The sequence below is a fragment of the Mycobacterium gordonae genome (assembly GCF_002101675.1).
GTDB classification, from domain to species: domain Bacteria; phylum Actinomycetota; class Actinomycetes; order Mycobacteriales; family Mycobacteriaceae; genus Mycobacterium; species Mycobacterium gordonae.
In genome coordinates this window covers 1-21,329 of record NZ_LQOY01000053.1, presented here as the reverse complement: position 1 = coordinate 21,329, position 21,329 = coordinate 1, and the positions used below count along the sequence as shown (strand labels likewise).

Annotated in this window: 17 protein-coding genes; 6 read left to right on the top strand and 11 right to left on the bottom strand. The window is 67.8% G+C overall.

Features of this window, described 5'->3' with window-relative positions; all coding sequences use genetic code 11:
- Positions 1-63: 63 nt before the first annotated feature.
- Positions 64-798 (bottom strand): 3'(2'),5'-bisphosphate nucleotidase CysQ, encoded by a 735-nt coding sequence (locus AWC08_RS09170; RefSeq protein WP_065136585.1) that lies wholly within the window; start codon positions 796-798, stop codon positions 64-66.
- Positions 799-968: 170 nt separating this feature from the next.
- Positions 969-2,153 (bottom strand): acyl-CoA dehydrogenase family protein, encoded by a 1,185-nt coding sequence (locus AWC08_RS09165; RefSeq protein ID WP_069434558.1) that lies wholly within the window; start codon positions 2,151-2,153, stop codon positions 969-971.
- A 107-nt stretch (positions 2,154-2,260) separates the two neighbouring features.
- On the opposite strand from AWC08_RS09165, the gene AWC08_RS09160 reads away from it, so the two are divergent.
- Positions 2,261-3,433, top strand: a complete 1,173-nt coding sequence (locus AWC08_RS09160; RefSeq protein ID WP_069434559.1) for a serine/threonine-protein kinase — start codon at positions 2,261-2,263, stop codon at positions 3,431-3,433.
- Here the strand turns inward: AWC08_RS09160 and AWC08_RS09155 are convergent, their stop codons facing one another.
- Together AWC08_RS09155 and AWC08_RS09150 are read right to left on the bottom strand one after the other, a co-directional pair.
- Entirely contained in the window at positions 3,434-4,219 is a 786-nt protein-coding gene (locus tag AWC08_RS09155) for an SDR family NAD(P)-dependent oxidoreductase (protein ID WP_069434560.1), read from the bottom strand. It abuts the gene before it with no gap.
- Between the two features lie 120 nt (positions 4,220-4,339).
- Entirely contained in the window at positions 4,340-4,780 is a 441-nt protein-coding gene (locus AWC08_RS09150; protein ID WP_069434561.1) for an SRPBCC family protein, read from the bottom strand.
- 87 nt (positions 4,781-4,867) lie between these two features.
- Here AWC08_RS09150 and AWC08_RS09145 point away from each other — a divergent pair, with 87 nt between their 5' ends.
- Positions 4,868-5,260: a DoxX family protein gene (locus tag AWC08_RS09145; RefSeq protein WP_065137485.1), complete on the top strand. Its 393-nt coding sequence runs from the start codon at positions 4,868-4,870 to the stop codon at positions 5,258-5,260.
- On the opposite strand, the gene AWC08_RS09140 is transcribed toward AWC08_RS09145, so the two are convergent.
- Positions 5,261-5,617 carry a bleomycin resistance protein gene (locus AWC08_RS09140; RefSeq protein WP_174900763.1) on the bottom strand — a complete coding sequence of 119 codons (357 nt, stop codon included), beginning with the start codon at positions 5,615-5,617 and terminating at the stop codon, positions 5,261-5,263.
- A 160-nt stretch (positions 5,618-5,777) separates the two neighbouring features.
- Between AWC08_RS09140 and AWC08_RS09135 the strand changes: the two genes are divergently transcribed.
- From AWC08_RS09135 to AWC08_RS09125, 3 genes are all read left to right on the top strand, one after another.
- Positions 5,778-6,836 (top strand): cupin domain-containing protein, encoded by a 1,059-nt coding sequence (locus AWC08_RS09135; RefSeq protein ID WP_069434563.1) that lies wholly within the window; start codon positions 5,778-5,780, stop codon positions 6,834-6,836.
- Between the two features lie 116 nt (positions 6,837-6,952).
- Complete coding sequence (locus AWC08_RS09130; protein ID WP_083271277.1) at positions 6,953-8,878, top strand: methyltransferase domain-containing protein; 1,926 nt, start codon at positions 6,953-6,955, stop codon at positions 8,876-8,878.
- A 5-nt stretch (positions 8,879-8,883) separates the two neighbouring features.
- The gene (locus AWC08_RS09125; RefSeq protein ID WP_069434565.1) at positions 8,884-9,669 is read left to right on the top strand and encodes a glutamate racemase; all 786 of its coding nucleotides are present in this window, start codon (positions 8,884-8,886) and stop codon (positions 9,667-9,669) included.
- On the opposite strand, the gene AWC08_RS09120 is transcribed toward AWC08_RS09125, so the two are convergent.
- The 6 genes from AWC08_RS09120 to AWC08_RS09095 form a co-directional block, all read right to left on the bottom strand.
- A complete protein-coding gene (locus AWC08_RS09120) occupies positions 9,666-10,541 on the bottom strand; it encodes a universal stress protein (RefSeq protein ID WP_069434566.1) in 876 nt (291 codons plus the stop codon). The two genes, AWC08_RS09125 and AWC08_RS09120, sit on opposite strands and share 4 nt — an antisense overlap.
- A gap of 111 nt (positions 10,542-10,652) precedes the next feature.
- On the bottom strand, positions 10,653-11,537 hold the full coding sequence (locus AWC08_RS09115; protein ID WP_069434567.1) for a beta-ketoacyl-[acyl-carrier-protein] synthase family protein: 885 nt from the start codon (positions 11,535-11,537) through the stop codon (positions 10,653-10,655).
- The gene (locus AWC08_RS09110; RefSeq protein WP_065137492.1) at positions 11,521-12,624 is read right to left on the bottom strand and encodes a 3-oxoacyl-ACP synthase III family protein; all 1,104 of its coding nucleotides are present in this window, start codon (positions 12,622-12,624) and stop codon (positions 11,521-11,523) included. The genes AWC08_RS09115 and AWC08_RS09110 overlap by 17 nt, the downstream gene beginning before the upstream one ends.
- Before the next feature lie 28 nt (positions 12,625-12,652).
- Positions 12,653-14,932, bottom strand: a complete 2,280-nt coding sequence (gene ppsA / locus AWC08_RS09105) for a phosphoenolpyruvate synthase (protein WP_069434568.1) — start codon at positions 14,930-14,932, stop codon at positions 12,653-12,655.
- The gene (locus tag AWC08_RS09100) at positions 14,929-16,464 is read right to left on the bottom strand and encodes a bifunctional aminoglycoside phosphotransferase/ATP-binding protein (RefSeq protein WP_069434569.1); all 1,536 of its coding nucleotides are present in this window, start codon (positions 16,462-16,464) and stop codon (positions 14,929-14,931) included. Before AWC08_RS09100 ends, ppsA begins: the two co-directional genes overlap by 4 nt.
- Positions 16,465-16,468: 4 nt before the next feature.
- Positions 16,469-17,371, bottom strand: a complete 903-nt coding sequence (locus AWC08_RS09095; RefSeq protein WP_065135448.1) for a universal stress protein — start codon at positions 17,369-17,371, stop codon at positions 16,469-16,471.
- A gap of 139 nt (positions 17,372-17,510) precedes the next feature.
- On the opposite strand from AWC08_RS09095, the gene otsB reads away from it, so the two are divergent.
- Positions 17,511-21,200, top strand: coding sequence for a trehalose-phosphatase (otsB, locus tag AWC08_RS09090; protein ID WP_085087714.1), 3,690 nt, complete (start codon positions 17,511-17,513; stop codon positions 21,198-21,200).
- Positions 21,201-21,329: the final 129 nt, after the last annotated feature.

The following is a 21,329-nucleotide window of genomic DNA, read 5'->3' as shown; positions in this document are numbered from 1 at the left end:
TGAATCGGCTGTCCCCCGGTTGACGGAATGGACGTCCTCCGGTCGAAACTGCTTCGGGGGTCGCTACGACTGACGGGTGACGGCCAGCACCGACTCGGCAAGTTCGGGTCGGCACACCACGAGGTCGGGCAGCTTGGGATCGGGCTGGTTGTACACCAGCGCCGATCCGTCGATACGGCAGGTGTGCAGGCCGGCGGCCCGCGCGACCGCCACGGGTGCGGCCGAGTCCCACTCGTATTGGCCGCCCGCGTGCACGTAGACATCCGACAAGCCCTGCACGATCGACGCTACTTTGGCTCCGGCCGATCCCATTTCGACCAGATCGCCGTCCAGGGCGTCGCGGACGGCGAGGGCGATCGCGGGTGGGCGGGTGCGCGACACCACGATGCGCGGCTTGCCTGGGTTCTCCGGCGGCGGCAAGACGTCGGGGGTCGCCAGAGTTATCCCCTGAGCCGGCAGCGCGACGGCGCCTGCCACCAGCTCACCGGACTGCCACAGCGCCACGTGCACCGCCCAGTCCTCCCGGTCAAGTTCGGAGAATTCCCGGGTGCCGTCCAACGGGTCGACGATCCACACCCGCTCGCTGCGCAACCGCACCGGGTCGTCGGCACCCTCTTCGGACAGCACCGCGTCATCGGGCCGGCGGCGGCCCAGGGCCTCCATCAGGAAATCGTGAGAACGCTTGTCCCCCGCGGCTTTCCGCTCTTTGGCGTCAGCTCCGGCGAACTCCGTGCGGACCCCGAGCAGCAACCGGCCCGCTTCGGAGGCCAACTGAGCGGCCAGTGCATGGTCATTCATGGCAAGCGGCTTCCTCACCTGTCCCGGGGAAATGTTGGCTATGTTAACCGACTTTACCCAGCTTCGCGTGGTGCGCTCTCACCGGTGATTCCCGCCGAGAGTGAAGCCACTGCGAAAATCGGCGACGTTTTTCGCCGTGGCTGCACGCTCGGCGCAGAGAGCGCCGACGATCACAGCCCGAACTGGTCTTCGATGACGCCGAGCCAGATTTGCGCCGAGTCGATGGCCACCTTCTCGCTGATGAAGGCGTGCTGGGTGCCGGTATAGATGTCGCGGAAGGCCCGCTCGAGACGCGTGCCTTCGCGGATCGAACTGGTGCCCGCCACCAGGTGCGCCCATTCCGCGCATTCGCGCGAGGTGTCGGTGGCGAAGACGGCCGCCGCACGCATGTCCGCCCGCAGCATCGGACTGAGGTCCTCCCCGGCCGCGACGGAGGCCTCGGCGGCGCCGAAAGCGTCCAGCACCAGCAGCCGAGCCGCGCGCCAGGCCGACACGTGGTGCGCCAGCCCCTTCTGAAAAGTCGGCCGGCTGGCCAGCGACGCCATGTCGCTCATCCGGTATTTCGTCGCGGCCAGTTCTGCCACGTCGTCGAGCATGCTCTTGGCCACCCCGAGCGCCCAGGAGGCGTGACCGGCGGCGGTCACCGGCATCAATCCCATGTGCGCGGCCGGCGACGTCCCGCGGTAGGGCCGGCGATCGAACAGCCCGAACGTCCTGCTGGCGGGCACGAACACATCCTGCGCGCTGTAGTCGTAGGACCCGGTGCCCTTGAGGCCCTGCACGTGCCAGCCGTCGTTGAACTGGATCTGCTCGCGCGGGACCAGGGCCACCTGCATGTCCGGAATGCCCTCGCTGACCCAGCGCATCTCACCGTTGTCCATCGGGAAGAAGCCCGCCGCCACGTACTGCGAATGTCCGGTGCCCGAGCCGAAGCTCCACGATCCGCTCAACCGGTAACCGCCGTCGACGGCGATGCCTTGTCCGTTGGGGAAGAACTGGCCACCCATGGTGACGTGGTTATCGTGGGCGCTGAAGACCTCGGCGAAGCCTTCGTCGTTCAGGTAGGTGGCCGCGGCAAACCTGGACGGGAGGTTGGCGATCCCGATCCACCCGAAAGATCCGTCCTGCCAAGCCATTTCGATCCACGTATCGATCATCTCGGCGAGTGAGGGCTCGATGCCGCCGGCCTCGGCCGGGCTCAGCGCGGTCATCAGCCCGCTGGCCCACATCTCGTCGACCACGGCGTCGGTCAGGGTGCGTATCCGCTCGGAGTCGCCCGCCTGCGCCCGCACCAGATCCCGCATGCCCCGGGCCAGCGAAACGACCTGACCACTCACCTCGGTTGTCGACGTCATTGGCGTTTCCAATCGCGATTGCTGACCACTACCGGTCCTGAATAACGACACGTAGACCGTACGCCACAAGTTTCAGCTCGAACATCTTCGGCTATGTGACAAGGCAAATGACGACGGAGTATGGCAAGGCGCTGCTGGTGCCCGACGGCGCCCTGGGCGGCCGCTACGAACTGGGCAGGGTCCTGGGCCGCGGCGGCATGTCCGAGGTCCGGGAGGGTTGGGATCTCAAGCTGGGTCGCCCGGTGGCCATCAAGCTGCTCCAATCAGGCCCGGGCAACGGCAGCGGGCCCGACAGTCGCCTGCGCTTCGAGACCGAGGCGCGCGCAACCGCGGCTCTGAGCAGCTCGCACATCGTGATCGTCCACGATGTCGGCGAACACCACGGCGTGCCGTTCATCGTGATGGAGCGGCTGCCCGGAGTGTCGCTGGCCGACCACATCGCGCGTGGCCCGCTTCCGCAGCCGTTCGTCCAGACGGTTCTCGATGGCGTCCTGGCCGCGCTCGCCGCAGCCCACGACGCCGGGATTCTGCATCGCGACGTCAAACCGGGCAACATCTTGTTCACAGCCGCCGGTGAGGCCAAGCTCGCGGATTTCGGCATCGCCAAGACGGCCGGCGGCGCGCACACCATGACCGGCCAGGTCGTCGGCACCATGGCTTACCTGAGCCCGGACCGGCTCGCCGGGAAGCCGGCCACGACGGCCGACGATCTGTACGCCGTCGGGGTGGTGGGCTACGAGGCTCTAACCGGGCGCAGGCCCTACCCTCAGGAGCAATTCGCCGCCCTGGCCAACGCCATCTTGCACGAGACACCACGCCCGATCGCCGCGTTGCGCCCGGACGTGCGACCGGAACTCGCCGCGGTGTTCGAGCGGGCGATGGCGCGACAGCCGGCTCGGCGGTTCTATCAGGCCGGCGCCATGCGTGAGGCTCTCAACGCCGCCGGCCGCCCGCCGGTTCGCCAGCCCACCCGGGTAATGGCCGCGCCGGCCGCCACGTCCGCGTATATCCCGGTTGACTCTGAGCCGACGCGGCCAAGTCGCAAGTTGGTGGCTGCGGCAATCTTCGCCGTGCTGCTGCTGGCCATCATGCTGATGGCGCTGGACGCGCCGTTCTCAGCGCCGCCGCCCGCGCCGGCCGGCACGACCGCGCCGCTGCCTCCGGCGACCAGCACACCGGAGACATCGACGGTCGCCAGCACACCGGAGCCCGCCCCGGCGCCTCCGCTGGTGCCGCCGGGCAAACCCGGCAAGAAACCCAAGGGCGGCAAAGGCGACTGATTAGTCGGGCAGTCCGAACAGCTTGACCACCTCGTGATCGCGGCCGGCCAGATAGCCGCCGTCGACCGCGATGGCCTGACCCGACACGAACGAGGCATCGGTGGACAGCAGGAAGGCCGCCATCGCCGCCACCTCCTCGGGGCGCCCCAGCCGTTGCAGAGCGTGCTCTCTGGTGATCGCGGCCCGCGGGCCCTCCATCCCGGGTATGCCGAAAACGCTTTCGGCAAGCGGTGTTTCGATGAAGCCCGGGCAGATCGCGTTCGCCCGGATCCCGCTAGGGCCGTAGTCGAGCGCGATGTTCTTGGTCAGCAGCACGACGCCGCCCTTGGCCGCGTTGTAGGAACTTCCGCCCGCGGTGCCCTCCAGGCCTTCGACGCTGGCCAGCGTCACGATCGACCCGCGCTCGCCGGCCACCCGGGGCTGCTCGATCATCCTGGCCAGCGCGGCCTTGGCGACCAGAAATGTGGCCGTCAGGTTGATCCTGATGACCCGGTCCCACTCGGCCTGGGGAAGCAGATGCACCGGGCCGCCACCGGCCACCCCGGCGGAATGGACCACCCCGTCCAGTCGGTCGGGTACCGCAGTGAAGATGGCGGCCACCGCCATCTCGTCGCTGACGTCGGCCGTCACGAAGGTGAACTCCGGACCCAGGTCCGGCGGCGACGCCAGGTCGGCGCCGACGACGGCGGCCCCTTCGTCCAAGAGTCGCCGGGCGGTCGCCAACCCGATGCCCGACGCCGCGCCGGTCACCACAAAAGTGCGCCCCGCGGCGCGGTCAGCGCTCACCGGCGCTCCCGCATTGAGGTGCCATTTCGGCTGACCCCTCGGCAACCATATCGACAGGTAGGGCTAGTACTACCCCGCGACGGCGCCGGGGTCCGCATCTATCGGGGCGGACCTGGCTGTTCACAACTGACTCCCAAGGGCTTTGTCGCACGCCGCCAGGATCGCGAGAAAGTTCCACCGCAGCAGCGGTCGGGTGACCGTCTCCATCAGCCTGCCTCCGGCGTAACCGGGGTGGGTGTAATGGGTCAGCCAGTCGACGTGGGTGCCTTCGCCGGAGGGGGTGAACGTCAGGGTGCCGCCGTCGTGATCGAACGCCGGAACCGAGCGCACGATCAGGTAGCTGTAGCTGTGCGGACGGTCGTAGGCGGTGATGTCCTCCCGGAACCACATGCCGGTCCCGATCACCTCGCGAACGGCGCCGACACCGGGCCCCTTCGTCTGTTTCGTCCACGCGGACTTCAAAACCAGCGGCGCCGTAACCAGATTCACCGGATCAGCCAGCCAGTCGAACACCGTTTCCACCGGTGCGGCGATCGTTCGCTGCACGTGAACCTCGACCATGGGTTCTCATGCTAAACGCAGCCCCGGGCGCCAAAGCGGCCGCGGTGCTGGGTAACACATTCGGGGAGCCAAGGCATGATTGGCGCCATGACCACCGCACCGCTCGCCGAAAGCTCCCCCGCGCAAACCACGGCCTATCGCCTCGCGGCGATGCTGCTGGGAGTGGGCACCCTGCACTTCGTGGCGCCCAAGCCATTCGACGACATCATTCCGGCCGAACTGCCGTTCAGCGCACGGTTCTACACCTACGCATCGGGGGTGGCCGAGGTTGTCATCGGAGCCCTGCTGCTACCACGCGGCACCCGGCGGCCCGCGGCGGCCGCGGCAGCTGCGCTGTTCATCGGGGTGTATCCGGGCAACCTCAACATGGTCCGGCTGTGGTGGGACAAGCCGTGGCCGATGCGCATCGTGGCGCTGGCCCGCCTGCCGTTGCAGTTCCCGATGATCGCGGCGGCGATCAAGGTCTACCGCAACAGCTAGTTACAGCGGCGAGCCGACCCGGTGCAAGGTGCCGTCCGGGTCGACATAAGCGAATTCCCTTAGCCCGTAGGGCGTGTCTTGCGGTGGGTGCAGCCGCCCGCCCAGATCCGCGAGGGCTTTCCATTCCGCGTAGAGGGCATCGGCGTCGCTGACATAGAAGTACACGCTCGACGAAGTGCTCAGCGGGTCATGTTCGGCCCATTCGGTCAGGTGCAGCTGCACAGCGCCGCGGTCGACGAAGCCGTAGCGTTCGGGCCCCGCATACTCGCGAGCCTCGAACCCGAGCCGGCGGTACCGGTCCAGCGCAGCGTCGAGATTTCGCACCGGCACGATCGATGCGGCCGAGGTGAATTCGATGTCGGGCATCAGAAGAGTGTGGCACCCGACGTCCCCGACCTTGCCTGCGCGTTTGATAACAGACGTTGATCAAGACATCGAAAACGGGTGTTGGACGGGTCGCCCGACCGGACGGGATGCTGAAGACAGCAAATTGAAGCGAAGTTCTAGGAGAAGCGAAATGCTCACGCAGACAAGCACACACGTCGCATCACTGACCAACGGTGAGATCGTGGAGGAGTCCGACCTCGGTTCGATCCAGCGACTGACCGCCGACAACTTCCCCATCCTGCGGGGCATGTCGATCAAGCGGCTGGTGATCAACCCGGGCGCCATGCGCACACCGCACTGGCACGCCAACGCCAACGAACTCACCTATTGTGTCGCGGGCACCGCGCTGGTCTCCGTACTCGACACCGGCAGCCAGTTCACGTCTTTCGTGGTCCGCGGCGGCGAGATGTTCCACATCGACTCCGGTTCGCTGCACCACATCGAGAATATCGGCACCAACGTGTGTGAATTCATCATCGCGTTCCGCAGCGAACGGCCCGAGGACTTCGGCCTGGGAGCCGCATTCGGCGCAATGACCGATGCGGTGCTGGGCAACACGTACGACCTGCCGGCCTCCGACTTCGCGGCCATGCGCCGGAGCACCACCGACCGCGCGCTCGCGGCCCGCGTAGGGGCACCTGAGGTGCCGGACTCGGCGTTCTTCAAGGACCCGCACAAGTTCGCCGTCGAAGCGATGACACCGCCGGTCAGCATCGCGGTCGGCTCGGCCCGCACGGCGCGGATGCAGTACTGGCCAGCGCTCAAGGACCTCTCGATGTATTCGCTGCGTATTCGAGAGGACGGGATGCGGGAACCGCACTGGCACCCGATCACCGCGGAGATGGGCTACGTCAATCAGGGCGCGGCGCGCATGACCGTCATGGGTCCGGACGGCGAACTGGACACCTGGTACCTGAGCCAGGGCGATGTCTACTTCATCCCCCGCGCCTACCCCCACCACATCGAGGTCTTCGACGCCCCGGAGATGCACTTCTGCATCTTCTTCGACCAGCCGACTCCCGGTGACATCGGCTACCGGGCATCGGCGAGCGCCTATTCGCGGGAAGTGCTCGCGGCCACGTTCAACACCCACATCGACGACCTGCCCGTATTTCCATTCACCAAGGCCGACCCGCTGATCGTCAACCGGCTCAACCCGCGCGACGCCCACGCTCTCGGGGAACGGTAGCCCCGGTTCCAAGAATCCTCCAAGGATCCTCCAAGAGCCTGGCGGGAGCGTTTAGTTACCAAACCGACACCGGCACGGCGGCTACCCCGGCCAGGCTCGTCCAAGGGGGAAAGACCATGACCGACACTGCGCACCGACTGCCCGCTCCCACGCGCGACGTACTCGCGGAGCTCAGGCCATTACTCGACGCATTGGCAGCGGTCGCGGTGCAGGGGAAGATTCCGGACCCGCAGTTGCTGGCCCGCGCGGTCGCCGCCCAGCCCGCACTGTCCGCCCTGGCGGGTGATCCCCGCACGGGCGAGCCGTATTCACGTTCAGTTCTGCGGGTCGACGACCAGGTGGAGATCATGCTGGCCCGCTGGCGCCCGGGCCACGGGTGCGCGCCACACGATCACGGCGGCGCCGGAGGCTTCGTGATCGCGGTCGAGGGCGACTTCGACGAACGCCGGTTCACCTGGGCGGGCACCCAGCTGGCCGTCGCCGAAAGCGCTGTCCGCCAACGAGGTACGGTCATTGAGATCTCTCCGGAGGTCATCCACGACATGTCCGCGCCGGGAGGCGGGCTGTCCCTGCATCTCTACAGTCCCCCACCGGCCGGCATGCGGGTGTTCGACCTGCAACGGGCCGAGGTCCTCGAACTTGTCGGCAACTATGGCGCCTGGATCCCCTCGGGTGAGCACAGGCGCACCCCCTTCGCCGCGGTGGCGCCGCAGCAGCCGGTGATCTGGGTGGCCCACACCACTCACTACCGTGGCGGCTCAGCCGAATTCGCGGTGGCCGCGGCCACCATGGGACGCGAACTGGCCGCCGCACACCCCGACGCGGAGGTGGTCGTCTCCGGCTTGCACCGAAAGGCCGACTTCGCAGCCGAGCTGGCCCGCTTCACATCGTCGGGGCGGGTGATCAGCCAGCTGCACCTGATCAGCCACTCCGGCATGTACGGTCCGATGTTCGGTTCGACGGACTGGCCCGAGCAGTTCTCGCCGCACGAGTGGCAGGACATGACGATTCCGTTCGCCGCGGACGGACAGGCCTTTTTCCACGCGTGCCGGACGGCGCGCTGGTTCACACCGTTTTTCGCCGACGTGTTCGGCGTCGCCACCTTCGGCAACCACAACTACACCACCGTGTCCGCGCGTAAGGACCGGTTTGCGTGGGCGGGCCGGCAACCGACGGCTCGCCCGAGTCTTTATCTGATCGCCGCTCCGGGCCGCAAATCGCACGGCTGGGCCGGCAGCATGCGCAAGTACCTGGGCTGCGCCGCCGAACCGATGGTGCACAGTTCTCCCGCCGCCGCACAACACGAGCGGTCCTACGATCGGGTCGCCGACCTTTACGACCGCGCCTACGCCGACATCCGGGTCCGGCAGGCCGAATGGCAATGGGTGGCCGGCCGGCTGGCCGCCACCCACGCCGAACTCGGGCGCCGGGTGCGTGTGCTGGAAATCGGTTGCGGCAACGGCGCTTTGCTGCGTGCCCTGGACGACAACGGCGATATCGACTTTGCCGTCGGGGTGGACAGTTCCGCCGGGATGCTGGCCCGGGCACGGGAACGCAACCGCGACCGGACCCGGCTGCGGTTCGGCCAGGTGAGCGGCCCGGCCCTCGATGTGCCGGATGACCATGTCGACGTCGTGATCTCGTTCCTGTCCTTCCGCTACCTCGACTGGGATCCGGTGATGGCCGAAATCCGGCGGGTTCTCGCGCCCGGCGGCCGACTGTGGGTGGTCGACATGGTGGAGCAGCCGACGCGTATCCGGGATCTGCCCCTGCTGGCCAGATCGGCCGCCGCACACCTGCGCACCCGGCGGGAACGCCCCGGGTTCACCCACGACCTGGCCACCCTGACCAACCACCCGGAATGGCGGAAAATGCTGCAGCACAACCCGATCCGCGCCGAACACGAATACCGCTGGTATTTCGGCAGCCGCTTCCCCGGAGCCGGGCTGCAGACGTTGACGGCCTCCAGGGCAGCCCGCGTGGTCGCCTTCGATTCCGGTCCCCTGGCCAAGGGGCAGACCACCCCCCTGACCTACCCGTGACCGCCATGGACACCGAAGCCTGCCTGGGCATCATCGACTGGGGCATCGGCGGCGTGAGCCTGGTAGGCGCGTTGGACCGACTGGTGCCCGGTCTGCCGGTGTTGTACTGGTCCGACGCCGGGGCCACCCCATACGGGCTGATGGACTCCGACGAACTGACCGACCGACTGATGCGGGTGGTCACCGCGCTCGCCGAGCGCGGCGCGACGGAGGTGGTGCTCGCCTGTAACGCCGCCAGCACGGTGGTCAGCCGGCTCGGCTCGGCGCCGGTGGCCGTGGAAGGCATCATCGCCCACGGCCTGGCTTCGGTGCCCGAAGACATCTCCTCGGTCGGTGTGGTGGGCGGGCAACGCACCATCGACGCAGGGCACTACGAGCGCGGACTGGCCAGGCCGGGGCGGCTGGTGTTGTCGAGGGTTGCCCAACCGTTGTCCGCGCACATCGAGGCCGGCCGCGCCGGTTCCGCGCGGTTCAACACCGACCTGGCCGACATCGTCGCCCCGCTGCACCGGGTGGCCGCGCTGGTGCTTGCCTGCACGCACTACCCGGCGGCACGAAGGTGGTTCGCGGCGGCCCTGCCCGACACGCTGCTCATCGATCCGGCCGGGCACCTGGCCGCCGCGATCGCCTACCGCTATCCGGACGCGGCACCGGGATCCACCCCGGCCCGCAAGACGTTTCTCACCACGGGTGACCCGGATGCGATGCGCCGCAATGCTGCTCGCGCCTGGGGCACGCTGCTGACCACCCGGGCGGTGCCGCGTAGGGACCGCAGCGCTCTAGCGTCTTAGCCGTCCGCCCGGGCAACGATGATCGGCGTGTGCACGGAGTGCACGACGGCGTTGCTCACCGAACCGAGCAGCATCTTCGCGATGCCACCGCGGCCGCGGCTGCCGAGAACGACCAGCTGCACGGACGTCGATTGATTGACCAGCTCGCGGGCCGGCCGGTCACAGACCACGACGCGCTGCACGCGCACGTCGGGATAGCGTTCCTGCCAGCCGGCCAGACGCTCGGCCAGGACCTGCTCCGACTCCACCTGCAGGGCGGGCCAGTCCAGGCCGCCGACGTCGAGCACCTCCACGTCGCTCCAGGCGTGCACCGCCCGCAGGTCGACGCCGCGACGCGAGGCCTCGTCGAAAGCGATGGCCGTCGCCAGTTCCGAAGCCGGCGAGCCGTCGATGCCCACCAGCACCGGGGCATCCGCCGCGGGCTCATCGCCGGGGACGATGGCGACCGGGCAGGCCGCGCCGCGCAGTACCCCGGAACTGACCGAACCCAGCAGCACCCGACCGAATGCGCCGCGCCCGTGGCTGCCCACCACGACGAACTCGGCACCCTCGGACAGTTCCACCAGCGTGGGTATCGGCGGCGACGATTTCAGCTCGGTCGCAATCTCGAGGGCGCTGCCGGCCGACTCCCGCGCGAGTTTGGCAGCCTCCTCGAGCACCTGCCGACCATCGTCTTCCTGCCAGACCGCGACGCCGCCGGGCAGCGGAATCTGGGGAAACGTCGGCACGTAGGCACTGAGCATGTGGACCAGGGTCAGCGGGACTTTGCGCATGGCCGCATCGCGGGCGGCCCACGCCACCGCCGCATTCGACGCGGAGGACCCGTCGACACCGACGACGAGGCCCTTCGCGCCCTTATTCCAGGTCGTCATTTCATCTCTCCTAGCGTTCGGCACAACGAAAACGCTATTGCGCGAACGTCGCTCGGTCATGGGCCTTAAGTCCTCGACTGTGTGAACATCCAGTCGTGCCCGGGTGAACGGCTAGTGCGCGGGCGGCTGGCGGTACAGAGCCGCACCGGCCACCACACCGGCGCCGGCGGCCACGAACAGGATCTGACCGCCAGCCCGCAGGCTCTGCTGGGAGAAGGCCGCCGCGAGGGCGGCGGTGTGCATGCGGGGATCGTCTGCCACACAGATCTTTTCGGCGGACAGGCCGAGCAGTACGCCCAGCGCCTGCCGGTAATGCGGACGTGCCGGAGCGGCGACCACCAGGTCCACGTCCGCCACCGGCACACCCTCGCGTTCGAGGCACGCCCGCGCCGCCTCGGCGGCCACCGTCGCGAATCGGTCGTCTGCGTCGGCGGACTCATGGAACCGCAGCACATTTCGTCCGTCGGCGAATCCCACTGTCGCAGAACATGTCTCCAGATCGTCGAGCGCGTCACCGGCGTTCGCCCACGACACGGCGCCCAGGCCGTAGTCGTCATCGGTCCAGCCGCACAGCAACGCCGCCCCGGTGGCGGAGAAGGGGAAGTGTTCGCTCATCCCGTGGCCCGGATCGGCGTCACTGGTCACCACCAGCGCACGACGCACGCTGCGGGTCCGCAAGAACCCATCGACGATCTGCAAGGCGGTCAACACGCCGCAGGCGCCGTTGGCGACGTCGAACGAGAAGGTGCCGTGCGCGCCGGAGTGGGGATCTTCCGGGTTAGCCCCGATGTCGTCCTGGATCAGTGCGGCCAGCGCCGGCTCGCCGAGGTTCTTGTCGCGGTAGATGCCGGCGTTGACGACCAGATCCAGCTCGTGCGGTTCGCATCGCGCGTGCCGCAGGCAGTCTTTGGCCGCGGTGACGGCCAGATGCAGCGCGCTGTGCCGGCCACGCAACCGTGGGTGCGCGACATCGACCCGATCAATCACTGTGCCCATAGCGGCTCACCACATCTTCGTCCAGGGTCAACAAGACCACACCGATCTCCAGCCCGGACGCCAGCGCGAGCAGTGCCACCCGTTCGCCGGCCGCGATCCGCCCGGCCTCCAGCTCCTCCACCAGGGCCACCGTGTGGGTGGTTGACGCGGTATTGCCGTACCGGTCGACCGTGATCACGGCGTCGTGCTGCGGGCTGTCACCGAACGATTCGGCCATGCGCCTCATCCCCTTGCGGATGGCACGCGCCGAGGTCTGGTGGGTGATCACATGGTCAATGTCGTGAATCGAAAGACCCACGGTGTCAAGCACTTCGTGCAACAGCAGAGGCGTATTTGCGATCGCGGCCTTCTGGATCGCCCGGGAATTGGTGAACATCCGCGCCCCCGGGTCATGCCCCTGCGGATAGGCCAGGCACAGCCGGCTGTAGTCGGCGACCGTGGTGAACCCGGCGAGTTCGATGCCCGCCGAGCCGGCCGGCGCCCGTTCCAGCAGGAGCGCCGCGCCGGCGTCACCGAGCGTCAGGCAGGCCAGCTCCTTGCTCATGATGTTGCGGATGTGCTTGGCCGCGTTCTGGCTGAGCTGAGAGATGTATTCACCGCTGACCACCAGTCCGCGCCGCACGATGCCCTGGCGGATCCAGTTGTTCAGAATTGTGACGCCAGTGAGCATCCCGGCGCAGGCGTTGGACACGTCGAACGTCAGCGCCCCCGTCGCCCCGATGTTGCGGGCCACCGCGCCACTCATCGTCGGCTCCAGCCACTGGGTGAGCCCGCCGCGGAATTTGGTGATGCTGCAGCTGATCACCACCTCGATGTCCGCGGGATCCTGTCGCGCGGTTGCCAGGCAACTCAACGCCGCCGCGGTGGCCAGGGACAACGAATCTTCCTCGCCCGTGGACACCCGGCGCTCGCGGATACCGGTCAGCTTCTCCAGATCGATGTGCGTGTGGTGGCGGGTGCTGGCCATCAACTCGTCTGTGCTCAAACGAGTCTCGGGAAGGTGTCGGCCGGCACCGGCCACCCGGGCGACATAGGGCGCCCGGGCACCCTGTCCGTCGGTCTCCATCACCAGCCAGTGCCGTGTCATGGACGTGGCTCCCTTCCGGTCGGAACGGTTACGTCCCGCGCACCGATTCCAGCAACAGCCGGCGTTCGGCGGCCGCGACCGTGCGCCGGGTGGCCGTCACCGCGTCCGGGTTGACCGACACCGAGGTGATCCCCATCCGCACCAGGTGCTCGGCGAATGCCGGATTGGTGGAGGGCGCCTGGCCACACAGCGACGAGGTGATGCCGTGCTTGCGTGCCGTGGAGATGATCCGCCCGATCGCATCGAGTACGGCGCCGTCGGATTCGTCGAATAGTTCGGCGCAGATGTCGGAGTCGCGGTCGACGCCCAGGACCAACTGGGTGAGATCGTTGCTGCCGATCGACACCCCGTCGATACCCATCGCGATGTACTCAGGTAGCCAGAACATCACCGAGGGCACTTCGGCCATCACCCACCGGTGCAGACCCCGCTGCTTGCCCAACGGACTGGCATCCACTTGGGCGAGGCAGGACTCCAGCTCCCACCGGGTCCGGACAAACGGAATCATCAAGTGCACGTTCGGGTTCTGCTCCCGCACCCGGGCCAGCGCCTGCAGTTCCAGCGCGAACAGGTCGGGCTCCTGGACGTACCGGTAGCACCCCCGGTAGCCGATCATCGGGTTGTGCTCGACCGGCTCGTAGGCCTCCCCGCCCTTCAGGCCCCGGAATTCGTTGCTGCGGAAGTCGGTGGCGCGGTAGACGACCGGCCGGGAGCCGAACGCTGCGGCGATGCGGCCGATCGAGGCCACCACGGCGTCCACCAGGTCGGCCTGCTCGCCGCGCGCTATCATCTCGCGCGGGTGGCGCCCGGAAAGTGCCTGGGTGAGCAGGAATTCGGCCCGGAGCAGGCCGACGCCGTCGACGTCCTGCGCGGCGACCGCCTCGGCGGTGTCCGGGATCGCCAGGTTGACGTAGATCTTGGTGCCGGTGGTTTCGCTGACCTGGGCCACGGCCGGCGGCGGCGCCGCCACCACCTGCGCCTGGCTGGTGGCGGCTCCGGCGGTGACGGTGCCGCGGGCACCGTCGACGGTGACCAGGTGACCGTCGTGCAACAGCGTCGTCGCGTCGCGTGCACCCACCACGCAGGGCACCCGCAGTTCGCGCGCGACGATGGCCGCGTGACAGGTCATGCCGCCGGTCTCGGTCACCAGTGCCGCCGCCCGGCGGATGGCCGGCAGCCAGTCCGGGTTGGTCATGGGAGCGACCAGAATCTCGTTGTCCTGCAACCGGCTACCCTCTTGCGGCGTGCGCAGCACCCGGATCTTTCCGGACGCCGTGCCGGGGGCCGCCGCCAGGCCGCGGACCAGCACACCGGATTCCCCGGACTCCTCGGGAACCTCGTCGTCGTACAGCATGGTGATCGGCCTGGCCTGCACCAGCCAGGTCTTGCCGTCGGCGATCGCCCATTCGACATCCTGGGGGCAGCCGTGGTGGTTCTCGGTGGCAACCACGAGTTCGGCGACCCGCCGCAACGCGTCGTCGTCGAGCACACGCTCCTGGGCCTGCTCGGGGGTCAGTTCGACAATGACGTCGTGGCCGTCGGCACCGCGTTCGATCTTGAAGGCCTGGTAGCCGATCGAGAAGTCGCGCACCTGCAGAGTCTTCTTGTCGACGACGTAGGTGTCGGGCTGGACCTTGCCGGACACCACGACTTCGCCCAGGCCCAGCGCGGCTTCGATGACGAGGTGATCCCGCGCCCCGGTACTGGGGTCGGCACTGAACGCGACGCCGGACTTCTCGGAATTGACCATCTGCTGGACGACGACGGCCATGGCGGGGTCGGCGGTGAAACCGCGACTGGCCCGGTAGGTGATCACGCGCGGGCTGAACAGCGAAGCCCAGCACTGGGTGACTGCATCGATCAGGTCCTCGCCACCGGCGATGTTGGTCAGGGTGCGGTTCATGCCCGCGAAGGAAGCATCGGCACCGTCCTCGCCGGTAGCCGACGAGCGCACCGCCACAACGCAATTCGATCCCAGCTTGGCATAGGATTCGAGGGCTTGCGCCCGGACGTCGTCGCTGACCCCCGCTTTGCTCACCAGTGCTTGCATCCGTTGGCACAGTTCACCCAGTCGGGCGCTGTTGTCGACCTCCGACAGCGCCTCGCGGTGCAGCGCCGCCAGTTCGGCGGCCACGCCGCCGGCGCGCATCGCCGCCTGGTAGCCGCCGCGCAGCAAGACGAAGCCGGGCGGAACCGGCAGGCCCGCGGCCACCAACTCACCCATGTTGGCGCCCTTACCGCCGGCCTCCTCGGCGTCGGTCAGACGCAAAGCCGAGATGTCTGCGACATAGCTGTTGTTCGTGGTCATGGGTGTTCCTTTCGGTGCGGAAGATTGACGTCGGTCGCGTGGCGCCAGGCGTCACATGCCTGGGCCACCGAAGATTCCAGCGGCTGGGAGGTGTCCATCCGGTAGGCCGATTCCCAGGCGCCGCGGCGGGCGGCCAGTGCCGCGGCGATGTCGGGTGTGGCATCGGAGTTTCCCGCCGCGCGGTGCTGGATTCGGCCGGCCGTTGTCTGCACCGGCACTTCGCAGACGATTTCCACTGTGCGCGAATGGGTTTCACCAGCCATCCGCCGGGCCTGTGCGCGCAGGTCCGGGTCTTGCCAAGTTCCGTCGAGGATCACCGACTGGCCTTCACCCAACAGAACGCGCGCCCGGTGCAGCACGGTCTCGTAGACGGCGGCGACATTGTCTGGGCTATACAGACCGGAGTCCAGAACTCCCGGGCTCCCGGAGATGGCGCCCGAGTCCCGTAGCTCCCGTCGCACGTCGTCGGTGGAAATGACCTGCGCGCCAAACTGTTCGGCGAGTTCGCGGGCCACGGTCGACTTGCCGCTGCCGGGATTTCCCCCGATGAGTGCCAGCCGAACGGCTCCGGCGGCCAGGTGCTCGACCGCCATGGCGAGGTGCCGGGCCGCATTCTCGGCCGATTCCGGCTTGCCCTGCAGAAATCGGACACAATCGACCTTGGCCCGGACCACCGCCCGGTAGGCGATGTAGAAGTCCCGCAGCGAGCGCGGCGCCCCGTCGCCGGCCAGCGCGGTGTACCGGGCCAGGAAGTAGTCGCCGAGATCTTTGCGGCCCAGGAACTCCAGATCCATGGCAAGGAAGGCGGCGTCGTCGATGCAGTCGAGGTGCCGCAGCTGGTCGTCGAACTCCAGGCAGTCCAGCAGCACCGGGTGGCCGTCGACGAAGAAGATGTCGTCGGCGAGCAGATCACCGTGGCCGTCGAGGATGCTGTCCTCGTCGATGCGCCACGCGAACAGCCGGCCACGACCCGAGACGTATTCAACCACAAGGTGCTCGATGCGGCTGACGGACTCCTGCGACACTCCGGGAATGTCGGTGAACTGGTGCAGTTCCTTCAGGTTGGCGCGCCAGCGGCCCTCCACCGCGGCCTTCTCACCCTGGGCGCTGATCAATGGGCTGCGCTCGGCTCGCCCGTGAAACTCCGCCAGCACGGACGCAACCGCGTCCAGCAGACTCTCCGGGGACGCGCCAGAGTCGCCGTGGCGGACCAGGAATGCCAGGCGGTCCCGGTCGCGGTACCGGCGCATGACCACGATCGGTTCGTCGGCGCCTCCGGTCGGGTCCGACAGATACGCCACCCCGAGGTAGGCCTGCGGCGACAGTCGACGGTTCAACTCGACTTCCCGCCGGCAGGCATGTTCGCGCTGCCCGGTGGTGCGGAAGTCGACGAAGTCGGTGAGCACCGGCTTTTTCGCCTTGTACGCGCGATCACCGGCCAGCACCACCACGCCGGTGTGCGTTTCCCGCACATCCAGGAAAGGGACCGTCATTGCATCGGCTGACCGTTCGGCGGCGATGGCAAACTCCATGACTTCAGACTGCCGATCGCCGCGAGTGAGGCACCACCGGCCGCGCGACGATCACCGGCGTTCGGGTGGAGTGGACAACCGCGTTGCTGACCGACCCGAGCAGCATCGCGCCGACCGTACCCCGGCCGTGGCTACCCACCACCACCAGCTGGGCGGATTGCGCTTGCTCGATGAGCTGGCGGGCGGGCCGGTCGCAGACCACCACGCGCCGCACCGTCACATCGGGATACTGTTCCTGCCAACCAGCCAGGCGCTCGGCCAGAATGCGGTCGGCGTCCTCTTTGAAGATGGTCCAGTCCAGGCCCGGCAGTTCGACCGCTTCGATATCGCTCCACGCGTGCACCGCTTTCAGCTCGGCCCCGCGTCGGGAAGCCTCCTCGAACGCGAGGGCCGTAGCGAGCTCGGACGCCGGCGATCCGTCGATCCCGACGACGACCGGAGCCCCCGGATGGGTGGCTTCGTCGCGGATCACCGCGACCGGGCAGTTCGCGCGCCGGATCAATCCCGAACTCACCGAGCCCAGCAGTCCGCGACCCACCGCCGAACGTCCGTGGCTGCCCACGACCAGCATGTCCGCGTTCTCGGAGAGCTGCACGAGTGTGGGAACCGGCGGCGAGCATTTCATTTCGGTGGCGATGGGGACCGGGCGTGCTGCACCGATGACGTCTTCGGCCACCTTGGCCGCGTGCTGGAGCACCCGGCGGCCGTCCTCGTCGCGCCATATCCCCATGCCCATCGACAGCGGCATCTCCGGGTACATCGGGACGGCGGCGCTCACCATGTGGATCAGCGTCAGCGGGACGTGGCGCATCGCGGCCTCATGCGCCGCCCACACCACCGCGGCGTTGGATGGTTCGGATCCGTCGACCCCTACGACGATGCCGTGGCGGTCCGCCAGCGCGTCCATTCTGTTCTCCCTCCGTTACCGAAAACGCTATTGCCCGAACTGAGCTGGGTCGTGGGGCTTAAGTCACCAAGTGCAGGGACGTGCGACCTTCATTGCCTTCGCGGCGGCCAATCGGGGCTCGCACTGTGGCATCGTCACCATGGTGACCGACTGGCCCGCCACCATCGACCGGCGTTACCACGACGCAGTGATCCTGAACCTGGACGGGGTACTCTCGGCGGCGGCTTCGGGCGGCTTCCGCGCCTCCGAGTCCACCGGGCCATTGCTGCGCCGGCTGCGGGAGGCGGGTATCGGCACGGCTGTCTACTCGGGCACTCGTGAGGGCGCTCAGCTGTCGGGGGGCCTCATCGACGAACTCGCCGACGTCGACGCGGTCGAGTTCGCCGACGAGCACGATTCGTCGGTGCTGATCCGAACGGCGGGCCGGTTGAAAGTTCGCCCCGACCGGTGTGCGGTGATCGAGCACGATCCAGCCGGGGTCGAGGACGCCTGTGCTGCCGGATTCAGCCTGGTGATCGCACTCGACCACGGCAGCGAGGAGCTCACGTCGCACGGAGCCGACGCCGTCATCGCCGATCTGGCCGAGATCTCGGTGCGCAATGTCGACTCCGCAATCTCGGCGATCACCGACGCGCTGCAGGTCTACAGCCAACTCAAGGAACTCGTCACCGCTCGGCAACCGGTGGTGTTCGTCGACTTCGACGGCACCATGGCCGACATCGTCGGTCAGCCCGAGACAGCGGCGTTGGTACCCGGGGCCGCCGACGCGTTGCGGGCGCTTACCCCGCACTGCCCGGTCGCGGTGATCAGCGGCCGCGACCTGGCCGACCTGCGCGCCAGAATCGACGTCGACGGGTTGTGGTTCGCGGGAAGCCACGGTTTCGAACTCGTCGCGCCCGACGGCACGCTGCACCAGAACGCCGACGCCGCCGCATCGGTCGGCGTATTGGTGCGTGCCGCAGTCCGTTTGGCCGACGAGCTCAAAGACATCCCGGGCACCATTGTGGAGCGCAAACGTTATGCGGTGGCTGTCCATTACCGCAACACCGACCCCCAGGCCGTCGACCGGGTGATCGCGGCGGTGCGCCGGCTCGGACGTTCGGCGGGACTGCGCGTCACGACCGGGCGCAAATTGGTGGAATTGCGGCCGAACGTCTCCTGGGACAAAGGCAAAGCGCTGCACTGGATTCTGGAACACCTCGCGACTGAACAGAATTCGTCCTCGACCACGACACTGCCGATCTTCATCGGCGACGACATCAGCGACGAGGACGGGTTCGACGCGATCCGCTTCGACGGCGTGGGGATCGCGGTCCGCCACCTCGAGGGTGGCGACCGGCCGTCGGCCGCCACCTTCAGCCTCGAAAGCCCCTCCGCCGTAACTCAATTCCTGCAGCGACTGGCCGATGACCTGAGGGACGAGGCGGCGGCCCCCAGCGATGCGTGGGAACTCGTCTACGACCACTACGACCCGGCGACCGAGCGGCTGCGCGAAACGCTGTGCACCGTAGGTAACGGCTACGTCGCCACTCGCGGCTGCGCTGCCGAAGCGACCGCGTCCCAGCACCACTACCCCGGGACCTACGGAACCGGCGTCTACAACATTCTCGCCGACCAGATTGCGGGCCGGACCATCGAGAACGAGAGCCTGGTCAACCTGCCCAACTGGCTGTCGTTGACGTTCCGCATCGACGGTGGGCCCTGGTTCCACATCGACCAGGCCGAGATACTCAGCTACCGACAGACATTCGACCTGCGCCATGCCACGCTGTCCCGACGGGTCCGGTTCACCGACGCTGCCGGCCGGATCACCACGCTGGACCAGCAGCGCTTCGCATCGATGCACGATCCGCACCTGCTGGCGATGAAGACCGTGGTCGAGGCCGAGAACTGGTCCGGCACAATAGAATTCGAGTCAGTGCTGGACGCGACCGTGCGCAACACCATGGTCGAACGCTACAACCCGCTGTCCAGTGCGCACCTCAGCGAGTCGGCGATCGACGAAATCGTGCCCAACAGTGTGGTCCTGCGCACCGAAACATCGCAGTCACGCATCGCGATCGCGCTGGCCACCCGCAGCACCGTGTGGGACGGCAGCGACGCACTGACCCTGGCCGATGCGCAACACACCCTGATCCGCGAACACAACCGCGCCGGTCACCACATCGCGGTCGCGGTGTCCGCCGGTCGGCCGGTGACGCTGGAGAAGATCACGACCATTTTCACCGGCCGCGACGCCGCCATCGCCGAGCCGGCTGCCGCCGCGGCCGAAAGTCTCGACGCCGCCGGCCGCTACGCCGACCTGCACCAGTCACACACCCGGGCATGGGCACGGCTGTGGGAGCAGTGCAACATCGGGCTTACCGACGGGGACGACGCCCTGCGCATCTTGCGACTGCATCTGGTCCATGTGCTGCAGACCATTTCACCGCACACCGCCGAACTCGACGCCGGAGTCCCGGCCCGGGGACTGCACGGCGAGGCCTATCGCGGACACGTGTTCTGGGACTCGTTGTTCATCTCCCCGGTGCTGAGCCTGCGCATGTCGAACGTGTCCCGGTCCTTGCTGTTGTACCGGTATCGGCGCCTGCCGGAAGCCCGCCGCGCGGCGCGCCGCGCGGGCCACCTGGGCGCCATGTTTCCGTGGCAGTCGGGCAGCGACGGACGGGAAGTGAGCCAGGAAGTCCATCTCAATCCCCAGTCGGGACGCTGGCTTCCCGACGCCAGTGCGCGGGCACACCACGTCGGGCTGGCCGTGGCCTACAACACCTGGCAGAACTACCAGGTCAGCGGCGACCGCCAGTTCCTGGTGGACTACGGCGCCGAGATGCTGGTCGAGATCGCGCGATTCTGGGTGGGCCTGGCCAACTTCGACGCCGGCCTCGGCCGCTACACCATCCGCGGAATCATCGGCCCCGACGAGTTCCACTCCGGTTACCCGGGCCGCGAATACGACGGGATCGACAACAACGCATACACCAACGTGATGGCGGTGTGGGTCATCCTGCGCGCGATGGAGGCGCTGGATCTGCTGCCGCTGCGCGACCGCCTCGAGCTCGTCGCCAAGCTCGGGCTGACCACCCAGGAGCGGGAGCGCTGGGACCACGTGAGCCGCCGCATGTTCGTGCCGTTCCACGACGGCGTGATCAGCCAGTTCGAAGGTTATGCCGAACTGGCCGAACTTGATTGGGACGGATATCGGCAGCGTTACGACAACATCCAGCGACTCGACCGCATCCTGGAAGCCGAGAACGACAGCGTCAACAACTACAAGGCCTCCAAGCAGGCCGATGCGCTCATGTTGTTCTATCTGCTGTCCTCAGAGGAACTGCTCGGATTGTTCGGCAGGCTCGGCTACCACTTCGCGCCCGCCCAGATCCCCAAGACGGTCGACTACTACCTGGCGCGGACTTCCGACGGGTCGACACTGAGCGCCGTGGTGCACTCTTGGGTGCTGGCCCGCGCCCACCGCGCCAATGCCCTGGAGTACTTCCAGCAGGTGCTCGATTCCGACATCACCGACATCCAGGGTGGCACCACGGCCGAAGGGATCCACCTTGCGGCCATGGCAGGCAGCGTGGATCTGCTGCAGCGATGCTTCACCGGGCTCGAAACGCGCGACGACCGGCTGATCCTGAGCCCGCAATGGCCGGACGGCCTGGGCCCCATCGAGTTTCCGTTCGTGTACCGGGGTCACCGCCTGCACCTGCAACTCAGCGGGCGCAGCGCGACCCTGACCGCGGAATCCGGCGGCGCGGGTCCCATCGACGTCGAGTGCCGGGGCCGGATTCATCGGCTGCGGCCCGGCAGCACGATCGAGGTGGGATAGTTTCGCTGACGTGGCTGAGGCTCGCCCAACGTGTAGTCATGGCGGTTTTCGAGCGGCAAATTCATACGGTCATTGCAACAACATGGATCTTAGGAGTTGCAATGCCAAGTGGTTACCCGCATCCGCCGG